A 14065-nucleotide genomic window follows, 5' to 3' on the forward strand; every position below is an offset into this window, starting at 1 on the left:
TTGTTATTAGAGACGTTAATTTTGTCAGCTTTCGTCACAAGCTTGCCTAATAGATATGCAACATAATTAGCCAAAAATATTTTTTAAAACAGATAAAAAAATAATAAAAGTCAAAAAATGATTAAATAATAATTAATAGCCATTAAATAGCGGTTTTTTGCAATCATACTCTATTTAATCACTCGTATATTACCCTTTCCACATTTATAAATTAATCAAGGAGTGATTATGCAAGTTTCCTCTTCTAATGGCGCTAATTCTATCTTTCGCTCAACTACTGATACACCCTCAGAGCCACATTCTGACTTAACAATTTTAAGGCAGGTCATTTCTGATGATTGTGGTATTGATGACAAAAGAGATTTACAACAACGCAAACGTGAGATTTTAGATAAATTAATTATGCAACGTCCGGTTGGTGCTGAGCTAGATTTGCGTAAAGCTCAACTAAACGAAGTTGATTTAGCAATGCTTGATTTCGAGCGGGCTAGATTGCAAGAAGCTAATTTAGATAAAGCCCGTTTAAATGGCGCCAATCTGCAAATAGCTAATTTGACAGATGCCACACTAAAATATGCCAGATTGGATAGTGTCAATCTTGATTATACCTGTCTTAATGGTGCTAAGCTGAATATGGCAACGTTATGCCATGCTAGGTTGTATAGAACTAAATTAATAAAGGCGGATCTGAGTGATGCCAATTTAAATGATGCTAAGCTGTTTGATGTTGAGCTAAATGGGGCTAATTTGCAAAATGCTAAGTTAGTGAAGGCTGATTTACAGCAAGTCAAATTGGTCGAAGCTAATATGCGCCAGGCTGACTTTAGTCACTCTAATTTACAATCCAGTGTTTTTATTGAGGCTGATCTGGCAGAAGCTAATTTAAGCCACACTAATCTAAGCTCCACTAATTTCACTAACGCTAAGTTGAATAGTGCCAATTTAAGTAACGCTAATTTTACTAAAGCTAAGTTGAATGGGGCTGACTTAAGTAAGGCTAATTTTAAGGGGGCCAATCTGAATGGTGCTATTTTAACTGGTGCTAATTTAGACAAGGCAAAGCTAAGTGATATCGCTTTACCGGTTTGGAATATTGATAATTTAGATCGTTATCTTAATTATATCAACAATGATTCTAGTTTGTTAACGACCATTGATAGTATCGATGAAAAATATAATAAAATAAAAATTACCTTGGTACATCAGCTAATGAATTCATTAGACAACAGCGCTGAAGAAGTTTCACTATTATCGGTGGTTGAGCCTTTGTTAAATACTTTGGCAAAAGCACCCTATAATCAGGATCCAGATATCATCAACTGGCTCAATAACAATATTTTGCCACTCTATTTGACACAATATAATATCAGCATGATGCCAATATTAGACGATCCTTTGGTAGCAACTTTACTGACTTGTATGTATACCAAGCCAGAGCTGATGTTTAGCCATAATGGCGCCTTTATTCAGTTAATTTCACAAATAATGGCGGGGGATAGCAGCCTTAAAGAGCAGACTAAAACGCTGTATGATTTTTATCTGCAAGATAGACGTATTGCACTTTATACGATGATGCCTGATTTTGGTAATTATGCCGGCAATTCTGATTGGTCTAATAAAGATGCTTATAATTTTATATTGCTCTCCCCACAGCAAAATAGTCACTATGCCATGATGATGTCACAAAATCAGCTACAGCAAATGGTCGGTATACAAGCGCAAAAAGTGGATATCAACTGGCATAACTTCTATTTGTATCAGGGGCAGGAGAATATCGGCCCGGCAGATTATCAGTTAGATGATCTTTTTCAGCATCATTTTAAATTATTTATGCCAAACTATCGTTTTCAACAACAACGAGCAAAATTTAGCAAATTATTAACTACCTTACAGCTAGGTGACTTACAGTCCACCTTTCAAACCGCGACAAAACAACGCACTTCTCAAATAAAATTAATTGATTTTTACAGTCAGAATAAACTGGCAGCCATATTTAATAATAAGTTTATGCCATATACGGAAAATGATGCGGCAGGTTATCGTTTAACTGATGGTTATAGGCAACAATTGCTGCAAGCTTATAATTTGTCTAACGCAGATAGATCAAAGCAGGCAGAAACCTTATTAACGCTGGCCGCTGTCTTTAGTAAATATTCTTCCAGTGCAATATTTGGCACTGGAACCGAGTCACCAAATGCATTAAGGTATTTTGCTTTTGCTTTAATGGAGCAGGCACATCAATTGGCACCGCAAACATTTGCTTGTGAAGAACAGTATCAAGATTGGAGCGATAGATTGCTGGGCTACAATAATGCCTTTAGCTGTACGGCTGTGCTGTCAACCATAATGGTTGAGCATATAAAAAATCATTTCCCTACCACGCTGGCTAGCATTATGCCACCGGCCTGGAGTTAATACTGGCATTTTTATCGTCAGTTAGCCCCGATTTTTCCGCTCAGGTATCAGTCTTATGACTGATACTCTTTATTAGGATTGGATTTATCTGGTTGAGGATTTTGCCATCCTTGATAAGCTAGGGGTAAAAAACCAACCAAAATAGCTAATACTGCCACGATACTGACATAGTAAATTGGCGCCAACTGAGACTGTTGTAACCAGAAGCCAGTGATAATTGGCGTTAGGCCACCGAAGATCGCATAAGCGATATTGTAGGCAAAGGACAGGCCGGAATAGCGGATAACCGGAGGGAACGCACGGGTAGCGATAATCGGTGTTAAAACAACCGCGCCAACGAATAGTCCCATAATGCCATAATAGCTACTTAACGCTAAAAAGGAGAGAGAGGGTGATAATATATAATAAAAATAGCTAGTTGAAATAATAAGTCCACTATAGGCAATTAGCATGGTGATACGAGAGCCAATTTTATCACTTAAGTAACCCCAAAAAATACAACCAATTGTCAACATCAGCACGGCAACGCAATTGGCTTGCAAGGCGCTATTGCGATCAATATGGTAGATCCCGCGTAAAATAACGTCAGGCGTCATTAAAATGATCACGATAATAGCGGTAGATAAGGACCAGGTTAACGCAGCGGTGATCAAACAAGCCTGTTTATGGGATGTTAACACCGTCTTGATCGGTAACTCATTACAAAGCGCTTTTTGCGCCGCTAATTCTTTAAATATTGGAGTTTCCTGTAAAAAGCGTCGCAGATAGACAGAAATAAAGCCAAATATACCACCGATAATAAATAAGATGCGCCAGGCAAAATCAACAATTTGTTGTTCGCTAAAATGATATTCAATGCTAATGGCAACTAAAGAGCCGAGTAAAATACCACCGGTAATGCCCGAAGTCAGTGTACCAATTCCTAAACCATAACGCTGTCTTGGCGTATGTTCAGCGATAAATACCCAGGCGCCGGGCATTTCTCCGCCAATTGCTGCTCCCTGCAGAATACGCATCAATAGTAATAACAGTGGAGCTACGATACCAATCGTTGCATAAGTGGGCAGTGATCCTATGACTAAAGTAGGCAGAGCCATCATAAATATACTTAGACTGAACATGCGTTTACGGCCGATTTTATCGCCATAATGCGCCATAATAATGCCACCTAATGGACGAGCCAAATAACCGGCAGCAAATAAGCCAAGCGTTGCCATCAGCGCGAGAAATTGATTGCCACTTGGGAAAAAAAGTTGCGAGATGATTTTGGCGTAAAAGACAAAAATAACAAAATCATAAAATTCAAGTGTGCCACCTAACGACGATAATGCTAGTGTTTTATAATCTTGCCGATTTAGTGGCCTGGCAACGGGCTGACTTTGCGTGTTGGTTAGCGATGGCATGTTTTTATCCTTTTTATTTTATTTACAGGCAAAATAGTGTATTCGAATGCTGGATAAATTATTCTAACAATAGGTAAAATTTGGTGATTGGTTTTATTTTTTAAATCAGCAAAGATTAATGCAATAATGGTATTTTATTAAGCAGAAATCATTATCTATTCATGATCTAGAAGTTATAACAAATATCTTCTATTTTTATCATCATTTTCTAAATAAACATTAATAGCAGATATTATAATATCTCACTTTGAATGAGCTTTAAATAGGATAAATATTGGGTTATTAGCTTTTAATTAAATCGATAACTCGCAAAACCAAGAATGGGATTTAACTAGTTATCTATATTTTTTTAGCAATATAAATAGATTAAATTGTGATATTAGCACTCATATATAGAGAAAAATTTGCTTATTAATTTAAATAGATTGAGATGGAAAAGCTATTTAATAAATTGGGGTTTATGGCGCTATTCTAATGTTGCAATAATAGATTAGCGCTAGCGATTTAAATGAGAAAAAGGGTTGCTAAGCCTAAGAAAATAAAGAAGCCGCCGGTATCAGTAATTGCGGTTATCATTACACTTGAGCCAATGGCCGGATCTCGACCTAGTTTGACCATAATTAATGGGATAATAACGCCCATTAACGCGGCCATCATTAAGTTCAGTATCATGGCTAATGTCATCACCGCGCCCATCTCTAGGTTACCATAAAGTAAATAGGTGATGATGCCCATAATGCCGCCCCAGACAATACCATTAATTAAGGCTACCCCTAACTCTCTCAGTAAGAGAAATGAGAAATTACCAGTCTGGATCTGATGCAAGGCAATTGCCCGCACAATCATAGTGATAGTCTGATTGCCTGTATTGCCACCAATGCCAGCTACAATAGGCATTAATGTTGCCAGCGCGACAAGTTGTGAAATGGTATTTTCAAAAACGCCAATCACCCGTGAAGCGATAAAAGCGGTACATAGGTTAACGGCAAGCCAAGTCCAGCGAGTTTTTACCGCTTGCCCGACCGGGGCAAAAACATCTTCTTCAGGACTTAATCCTCCCATGCGACGAATATTGCTATCACTCTCTTCATTAAGATTATCAACTATATCTTCAACTGTTAGGCGTCCCATTAATAAACCATTATTATCAACCACAGCAGCGGAGATCAAATCGTATCGTTCAAAAGCACTTGCGGCGTCTTCTGCTTTTTCCTCGGGCAAGAAGCTTACTGTAGCGGTTTTCATCACATCAGCCACAGTTTTTGTCGGTGGTGCGGTTAAAATCGTCGTTAATGGCAATTCCCCCTGTAAGCGATTTTGTATATCAACAATAAAAATTTTATCGGTTGCTTCAGGAATATTGCCACGTTGCCGTAGATAGCGTTGAACGGTTTTCAGGCTAACGTTAGGTCTAACGGTAATAAATTCAAAATCCATCATTTGGCCCACGCTATCTTTAGGATATTGCAGGACTTCACGGATCTGATTACGTAGACTGGGATCAAGATAAGTCAATAAGCGACGCATTGTATCGCGAGGTAAATGTTCGGCGATATAGGCTTGTTCGTCAACATGTAGATTAGCCACAGCACGTAGCAATTCTCTATCTGACATGTTTTTTAGTAAACTTTCCCAGACTGAGGTTGACGCCTCAACTAATACCTGACCGCGTATATTATTATCGATTAAATACCATAACGATGAGCGTTCATCATAAGGTAACATCTCTAATAGATCAGCAATATCTGCTGCATGTAAGGCATGCAATAGTGATTTAATTTGGGTGATTTTTTGATCTTGTTTTACGCTTGATGAGCTTTGTTGTTTGCCATGTTGGGTGGCTAATATTTTAATCGCCTCTTCATTTTCCATAAAAAGCGTTAAAATATCTTGCCTAATTTGAGCCAGCTTTTGGGAATGTGGATTAATAAGTGAGGTAATATTTGATGAAGAGGCTGGTTGAGACATGGTTATCCTTAAATACTAATAGTCGTAACCTATTATCAGGTATTATCATTTATAAAACTTTTGATTAAATGCACACATTGTTTTAACAACTACTATCAGCATTAGGATAGATAAGTTATCCGATAGAAATTAAGCAATTAAATTAGATTTATATTTGGTAAATTTTATTTTTTATAATACCAAAATATCAAGTAGATTCCTCTTTAATTTTTAATTTCCAACCAGGTACCTCTTGCCAGTATTTTTGTTCTTTTTCTAAATCTAGCAGCATTAACGCATTTTGCTGTAAATAGTGAGAAGGGAAGTAGAGCGTCCAATGACTTTGATCGGTTTTTAAACGCAGTGAATTTGGCGTTGTTGTTGATTGACGTTGATTGTTAAGAAGAGTAGCCAACCGTAAAAGTTGGATCATCGGTAAAAATTGTTTTTTCTTAAACAGATTTAACTTAGGAATATCTTCCGATTTAATGCTTTTTTTATGATATCTCACCAATGTTGCCAGTAATAACTGTTGCTCTTGGTTAAATCCCGGCAGATTGGTATTGTGTAAAATATAGGCAGAATGACGGTGTAAGCCATTATGATTTATATTTAATCCTACCTCATGCAGCATAGCGGCCCAGATAAGTAACACTTTCAATTGTGGGTTAGCTAACTTGGGATTTTGTTTGGCCCATTGTTGATATAGAATTTCGATGGTTTTTGACACTCGCTGGGTTTGTTCATGATCAATATTATAGTGTTCAGCTAAACTTAATGCAGTACGCTGGCGAATGTCTTGATGACGAAAACGCCCTTCCATTTCATATAGAACTCCTTCACGCAAAGCGCCGTCAGACAGAGATAATTGTTTGATCTGTAGAGAATCAAATATACCACATAAAATGGCCAATCCCGGAACAAAAACATGAGCACGCTCTGCCGATAAGCCAGGTAGATCGAGGGATTTAAAATTTTTATACTTTAGTACTAATTTCTTTAATTTAGCTAAGCGTTCAGGGGTAATGATGCCATCTGAGTCACCCAACTGACAAAGTACCTCATGGATTGCTTTTATGGTTCCTGAAGCGCCAAAGGCACAGTCCCAACCTTTCATTTTATATTGGCAAGCAAGATTTTCCAGTTTTTGCTGGCTAGCAAAATAGGCACGCACAAAATTGGTTTCATTAATGATATTATTGGCAAAAAATTGACGGCCATAACTAATGCATCCCATTTTACGGCTTTCCATTAATACAGGCTTAAAATCTTCGCCAATAATGAGTTCCGTTGATCCACCACCAACATCAATCACCAACTTGCGGCCCTTTTCTGGCTGGGTATGTTCTACACCCATAAAAATAAGTCGCGCCTCTTCTTGGCCTGAAATAATTTCAATTGGATAGGGGATAATGGCTTTAGCGCGTTGCAAAAACGCTTTGACGTTAACCGCTTCTCGTAAGGCATGGGTGCCAACAATACAGACATTATCTGCGCTAAAGCCTTGTAAACGTTCAGCAAAAAGTGCTAAACATGTTAAGGCACGCTGAATTGACTCTTCGCTTAATTTGTTATGCTCATCTAAGCCGTCAGCCAGATGAACGCGTTTTTTAATACGGGTTAAAATCTGTAGAGCACCATTAACAATTCGTGCCACAATCATATGAAAGCTATTAGAGCCTAGATCAATGGCAGCAATTTCCATCGGCCTTGATGCTGAAGGTTTAGTTAATGGCATAGTATTAAGCTCTTGTCTCGGGATGTTCAAGTGATTTTAAATAATCGTAGACGGCAAGTTGGGCTTGGATTTTGCGTTTATTACCACGTGGTACGTAACGATTAGTTAACTCTTTATCGATATAACGAGCTTTAACTGTATCGTTAAATTGTAATTCAAGAATATCGAGCACGCGCTGTTTCAGTTGTTGATCAACCAATTTAACCGCGACTTCAATACGAAAATCGATATTGCGCGTCATCCAGTCAGCCGATGAGATAAAGACTTCTTCGTTACCATTGTTGCTAAATACATAAACTCTATCATGTTCGAGAAAGCGGTCAACAATGCTAGTAACTTGAATATTTTCACTAAAATTAGCTTGGCCAGGAACCAGTGAACACATGCCGCGGATCAGCAGGCGAATTTTTACGCCAGCATTGGAGGCATCATAAAGACGATTAATTAACTCTTTGTCGTCTAAATTATTAATTTTTAAAAATATAGCGGCCGCTTTTCCCACCTGAGCGTTGGTAATTTCCCGCTCGATCAGTTGCGTCAGCCGAGTGCGTGAATTTTGCGGTGAAACCATGAGATTTTCAAAACTGACGGGCCGGTAAGGATTTTCAATAAAGTTAAATACCCGCCTTACTTCATTGGTAATTTGTTGATTTGCCGTTAATAAGGAATAATCGGTATAAAGGCGAGCGGTTTTTTCGTTAAAATTGCCGGTGCCAATATGGGCATAGCGAATAATTTCACCTTGTTCGAAGCGGGAAATAATAAAAAGTTTAGCGTGGATTTTCAGGCCAGGTGCAGAGAAAATAACATGTACTCCGGCTTCAGTAAGATGCTTGGCCCAATGAATATTGGCCTCTTCATCAAATCTAGCTTGTAATTCAACCACCACGGTGACTTTTTTACCGTTGTGAGCAGCATTAATCATCGATTCAATGATGCGTGAATCCTTGGCTACACGATAAATATTGATTTTAATTGTCAACACGTTGGGATCAAAAGAGGCTTGCCGTAATAATTCTATCGTATGTTCAAAAGTGTAATAAGGATAGTAGAGGAGAACATCCTTTTCTCTGATGGCATCAAATCCATTACGGAAGTTATCAAAACGACGATGACGTAAGCGCGGCAGTGGCTTATTAAGTAAATTTTTATTACCTTCATTCGGAAATTTAATGAAATCTTTAAAATTATGATAACGGCCACCCGCAATAACCGAATCATCATTAGATAGTCCGAGTTTTTTTCTCAGTAGTTCGACCATTTCATCAGGCATGTTGCGTTGATAAACAAAACGAACAGGTTCGGCATTAAGTCGCTGTTTTAAACTGGATGACATCAACTCTAGCATGCTGGATTCCATCTCAGTAGTTAAATCATATTCCGCATCGCGCGTCATTTTCATAGCGTAGGCGTTTAATTGGTCATAGTCAAAAAAGCCTTTAAATATTTCGTCTAGACAATAACGCAAAATATTATCTAGCAGGATCATTGACTTCCTGCGTTTTGGCATTTCAGGCGGTAAATGAATAAATCGAGGCTGTTTGCCCGCCGGAATTTCGAGTAAAGCATATTGAATATTTTGCCCTTGGATAATCTCAACGGCTAAATAGGTATAGTCATCTTTTAGAAATTCAACTAAATCTGTTTCTGGTGTGATCAAGATAGGCGTAATATGTTGACGAAGTTGTTGGCGAAAAAATTGACGTAACCAAATTTGTTGGTTCGGTGAAATTTGCCGCTCGTTAATGAGGAAAATTTGGTTATGCGCCATTTCCAGTAACAGCTCGTTATACAGTGAGTCAAATTCTTGATCGAGCTTAGCAACTTTGCTTTCTATTCTCTTTAGTAGCTGGCGTGAACTGGATGCGCTTCCTTGTTCTTCATTAATTAATATCCGTCGCTTAACATCGGCAAATCTAATTTTATAAAATTCCTCAAGGTTATTGGAATAAATGCCCAAAAATCGCATACGTTCAATCAGCGGATTACGTTTATCTGCTGCTTCTTGCAAAACTCGCTCATTGAATGATAGCCAACTGATCTCTTTTTCTATATAGAGTCGATCTTGAGACATCTTTACTCCATAACCAATATTGTTATTTAGTAATATAGGATATTGATACTTACCAGCTTATCTGATTACTAATGATTTTTCAGATATTTTATTGCTCTCTAGTAGGGATTTTTTTTTCATTTCACTGTATTGATGTTGAAAAATACTCATCCGTATGACAGTGCGATATTTGCCATTAATAAAAAAATTCATCCACCAGATCGCCTTCAATATGAAAACCTAATTTTTTATAAATATGCAGCGCTTTGGTATTTTCTTTATCCACAATTAAGTAGACTTTATAGAGGTTTAAGACTGAAAAGGCATAATCCATCGCTAAGTTAGTGGCTATAGCAGCGTATCCTTTACCTTGAAAGGCCGGATCAATAATAATACCAATTTCTGCTCGACGATGAATGTAATTTATTTCTACTAATTCGATTAATCCAATTTTAGTACCTTCATTTTCAATAATGAACCGACGTTCTAATTGATCATGAATGTGTTTATCATACAGGTCGCTTAATTCAACAAAGGCTTCATAAGGTTCTTCGAACCAATAACGCATGACACTGGCGTTATTATCTAATTGATGGACAAATGGGAGATCTTCACGTTCTAAGGGTCGTAGTGTAATCGACTCGTTTTTTTTGCCAGTAGGCATTGGATACCTCGATTGCGAGTAAAACTTAGCATATAAAAATAGTCACTATGGATGTTCTGTATTTTTAGTTACTCTGGTCAGTCAAAAATAGCAGAATCAAGCTAAGTGATAAATAAGAGCAACTATATTTTAGCAATAAACTCAGTTTTCGATAACTAATTCGTTAAGTATTGGTTGATTATTCTTATAAAATTAATCAATTAGAATTGGTATAAGTATGGGGCAATATTAGTATACAGAATTGTGATGCCTATGGCATCACAAAGTAAGCAATAATACTAATCTTCATCATTGGCATAACCGTGTTCAGGTAGTTTACAACCATCCAGGAAAGCTGAATTATTAACCATCGCTAATCGACCTTTAACAAACCAATTAATGACTAACGGATAAATACGATGCTCTTGTGTTTGAACACGCGCAATAATATCTTGTGGTTGATCTTCAGCAAAAATAGGCACTTTGGCTTGTAAAATAATCGGGCCTGCATCCAATTTCTCGGTGACAAAATGAATTGAAGTACCATGCTCTTTATCACCATTAGCCAGCGCTTTACGGTGGGTATCCAATCCTGGGTATTTAGGCAATAGAGAAGGATGAATATTAATTATTTTGCCTAAATAATGGCTGACAAAGCGTGGTGTGAGAATGCGCATATAACCAGCCAATACAATCAGATCTGGCTGATATTGTGCTATCTCGGCCATAAGTGATACATTATATGTATGGTTATCGGCGTAATCTGCTTTTGGCAGCACAACGGTTGGGATCGCGGCTTGCTTAGCCCGTTCTAAACCATAAGCAGTTCGATTATCACTGAAAACCGCACTAATTTGTGCGGCAATAGTTTGTTTTTTGCAAGCATCAATAATGGCTTGTAAATTACTGCCATTGCCAGAAATTAATACCACGAGATTTTTCATTTGCTAATTGTCACCTGCGGTTCATTCGCGTTAATCGCGACAATTTTACCTATTTGCCAAGCATTTTCACCTAGTTGATTAAGCAGTTGTAATGTGTCGGAGACTTCTTTTGCGGGTATTATAATTAACATGCCAACACCACAATTAAAGGTGCGGTACATTTCATGGGTAGTTACATTACCCGTTTGTTGTAACCAACTAAATATGGCTGGCCATTGCCAGCTAGCACCATCAATCTGTGCTTGGGTATTTGCTGGTAAAACACGTGGAATATTTTCCCAAAAACCGCCACCTGTTATATGAGCAATGGCATGTATATCCACTTTTTCAATTAATGCTAGAATATTTTTAACATAAATGCGTGTTGGGGCTAATAAATGATCCGCCAGTGACTTATTTTCTAATTGTATTGTGACTGGATCTATTTGGCTTAGTTGTAAAATTTTTCTAATTAATGAATAGCCATTGGAATGGGGGCCGCTAGAGCCTAAAGCAATAATGACATCGCCAGCTTTAACTTTGCTACCATCAATAATTTTTGTTTTTTCAACCACACCAACACAAAAACCGGCTATGTCATAATCTTCACCATGATACATACCCGGCATCTCTGCTGTTTCACCACCCACCAAGGCACAACCTGATTGTTTACAGCCTGCGGCAATGCTTTTGATCACACTGCTAGCTATGTCCACATCTAGTTTACCGGTTGCATAATAATCGAGAAAAAAGAGGGGTTCCGCACCTTGAACAATCAGATCATTAACGCACATGGCAACTAGATCAATGCCAATGGTATCATGGCGTTTTAAGTCCATTGCTAATCGCAGTTTGGTTCCGACACCATCTGTACCTGAAACTAATATTGGCTCACGATACTTTTGTGGTAAGGCACACAGTGCGCCAAATCCGCCTAATCCCCCCATTACTTCCGGGCGGCGGGTTTCTTTAACAGCCCCTTTAATACGTTCGACCAGTGTATTACCTGCATCGATATTGACACCAGCATCTTTATAGCTGAGAGAAATTTTATCTGTCACAGCAAGCTCCCAAGGCGATTGCATTTAGTAAAATAGATGGAAACAGCGATAATTCTACCAGCCTAAGCAAACGTTTGCGAGACCCTTTATGGGTTTTGATTATATAGTGCAAAAGTGTGTAAAAAGAACTTCAGGCATAGAAAACCATGATCTAGCAGTGGAAGAGGGCAGAAAAAGCGCTATAATCTGCTAATTTTTTATTTGTAGATAGTTTTTACTGAAGGAGAGTAGCGTGAAAATCGTTGAGGTGAAACACCCGTTAGTTAAACATAAATTGGGTTTATTGCGGGATAAAGATATTAGTACTAAACGTTTTCGTGAATTGGCCTCAGAAGTGGGCAGTCTTTTAACTTATGAAGCAACAGCTAACTTAGAAACCGAGACAATTGCAATAGAAGGTTGGTGTGGTCAGGTAAATATCGAGCAAATCAAAGGAAAAAAAATTACCGTTGTGCCAATCTTGCGTGCTGGATTGGGAATGATGGATGGGGTATTGGAAAATATTCCTAGCGCCCGGATAAGTGTTGTAGGTGTTTATCGTGATGAAAAGACGCTGGAGCCTATTTCATATTTTCAAAAGCTGGCTTCAAATATTAATGAACGCATGGCATTGGTTGTTGATCCGATGTTGGCCACCGGTGGTTCAATGATTGCCACGATTGATTTACTTAAACAAGCAGGCTGTCAGGTTATCAAAATATTGGTATTAGTTGCCGCTCCCGAAGGTATTAAAGCTCTAGAAGCTGCCCACCCGGATGTTGAACTTTATACGGCAGCGATTGATGACCATTTGGATGAACATGGTTATATTGTTCCTGGTTTAGGTGATGCGGGCGATAAGATATTTGGTACTAAATAACCTTTATTGTTCAAGTTATTTTTTATTAATGATAGTCATTGAAAAAAATAAGATTGGCTAGCGATACCAATCTTATTAAGCATCAAGATTATTATTTTAAATTTAATCAGTTAATTTTTTGGCGTTTTTTTCGCTCTATTTTTATCCAACCAACGTTTTAGTCCTTCATATTTTTTATTTAATTCAATTTTGGCATTTTCTACCGTCAGTTTATTGGGATCAAAAACAAATTCTTGGGCGACATAATTAAAATTATAGCCGGAAGCGAGATTAGAATACAGACTGTAATAAAATAGTTTAGCTTGATTGTCTGCTTTTATTACTGGTTCAATAAACTGAATAAAATTATGATCCTCTTCATTAAATTTTACAAAATTGGTTAGATTGGTTGCTAACTCTTTGGTTAAATTGGCACGTTCATTATTGTCAATAAATTTATGCGTGGCAATAATATGTTCGGCTAAGTGGTGAGGATTAGTCGTTTGGAAGCTGCCTGAACGGCTATTAAAATTTAAAATATAGTTAAAGGTTCTAATTTGATAGAGATAATCTAAGTAGTTTCTTAAATAAAGCGATGCATTATCTAATGAATTAGTCGGCGCCCATTTTGCTTGGTCACGGATATTGGTTATTATTGTGGTAACGAAATTTGTCGGTGAAGCGGCCAGTTTTTTGGCATTTGTTTCTCTATCACTATTTTCATTCCATAGATGATCATCTTGGATAGCTTTTTCCTTTCCTTGACCAAATATTTCAGCACAACCTAATAAATGACTAATATTTTCATCACTATATTTTGATGTATCAATAGAATTATCGATACTATTAAATTTATTTGTATTTATCATAAAGATTCCTTTAATTAAAATAATCCATTTTATAATTTATTGAGTCTAATTTTTTTAAAAATTTTTTATCCGCTAATTTAAAATATATTGTCATAATTTTATTAAATAAAACGGTAATGGTTATTCTCCTGAAACTAACTAGATAACCTATATTATTATTTAATTTTAATATACT

At 37.3% G+C, this 14065-nt stretch carries 8 protein-coding genes and 2 pseudogenes; 2 read left to right on the forward strand and 8 right to left on the reverse strand.

Annotated elements, in window-relative coordinates:
• The first annotated feature begins 228 nt into the window (after positions 1 to 228).
• On the forward strand, positions 229 to 2415 hold the full coding sequence (locus tag LDL57_RS07100) for a pentapeptide repeat-containing protein (RefSeq protein WP_225507384.1): 2187 nt from the start codon (positions 229 to 231) through the stop codon (positions 2413 to 2415).
• A gap of 53 nt (positions 2416 to 2468) precedes the next feature.
• Here the strand turns inward: LDL57_RS07100 and LDL57_RS07105 are convergent, their stop codons facing one another.
• The 7 genes and pseudogenes from LDL57_RS07105 to purM all read right to left on the reverse strand — a co-directional run bounded on the left by LDL57_RS07105 (position 2469) and on the right by purM (position 12183).
• On the reverse strand, positions 2469 to 3818 hold the full coding sequence (locus LDL57_RS07105) for an MFS transporter (RefSeq protein ID WP_225507386.1): 1350 nt from the start codon (positions 3816 to 3818) through the stop codon (positions 2469 to 2471).
• Between the two features lie 504 nt (positions 3819 to 4322).
• Positions 4323 to 5597 (reverse strand): annotated as a pseudogene (mgtE, locus tag LDL57_RS07110) (magnesium transporter); the annotation flags it as partial.
• A gap of 376 nt (positions 5598 to 5973) precedes the next feature.
• Positions 5974 to 7503: an exopolyphosphatase gene (gene ppx / locus LDL57_RS07115; protein WP_180560026.1), complete on the reverse strand. Its 1530-nt coding sequence runs from the start codon at positions 7501 to 7503 to the stop codon at positions 5974 to 5976.
• 4 nt (positions 7504 to 7507) lie between these two features.
• Entirely contained in the window at positions 7508 to 9577 is a 2070-nt protein-coding gene (gene ppk1 / locus LDL57_RS07120) for a polyphosphate kinase 1 (RefSeq protein ID WP_225507388.1), read from the reverse strand.
• 57 nt (positions 9578 to 9634) lie between these two features.
• Positions 9635 to 10220 (reverse strand): annotated as a pseudogene (speG, locus tag LDL57_RS07125) (spermidine N1-acetyltransferase).
• Between the two features lie 278 nt (positions 10221 to 10498).
• A complete protein-coding gene (gene purN / locus LDL57_RS07130; protein ID WP_180560024.1) occupies positions 10499 to 11143 on the reverse strand; it encodes a phosphoribosylglycinamide formyltransferase in 645 nt (214 codons plus the stop codon).
• Positions 11140 to 12183: a phosphoribosylformylglycinamidine cyclo-ligase gene (gene purM / locus LDL57_RS07135; RefSeq protein ID WP_225507390.1), complete on the reverse strand. Its 1044-nt coding sequence runs from the start codon at positions 12181 to 12183 to the stop codon at positions 11140 to 11142. Before purM ends, purN begins: the two co-directional genes overlap by 4 nt.
• A 232-nt stretch (positions 12184 to 12415) precedes the next feature.
• Here purM and upp point away from each other — a divergent pair, with 232 nt between their 5' ends.
• On the forward strand, positions 12416 to 13042 hold the full coding sequence (gene upp / locus LDL57_RS07140; RefSeq protein ID WP_225507392.1) for a uracil phosphoribosyltransferase: 627 nt from the start codon (positions 12416 to 12418) through the stop codon (positions 13040 to 13042).
• Between the two features lie 110 nt (positions 13043 to 13152).
• On the opposite strand, the gene LDL57_RS07145 is transcribed toward upp, so the two are convergent.
• A complete protein-coding gene (locus LDL57_RS07145; protein WP_225507394.1) occupies positions 13153 to 13890 on the reverse strand; it encodes a hypothetical protein in 738 nt (245 codons plus the stop codon).
• Between the last annotated feature and the right edge of the window lie 175 nt (positions 13891 to 14065).

Origin of the sequence: Arsenophonus apicola, from assembly GCF_020268605.1 — a bacterium.
In the GTDB taxonomy this organism is placed as follows: domain Bacteria; phylum Pseudomonadota; class Gammaproteobacteria; order Enterobacterales; family Enterobacteriaceae; genus Arsenophonus; species Arsenophonus apicola.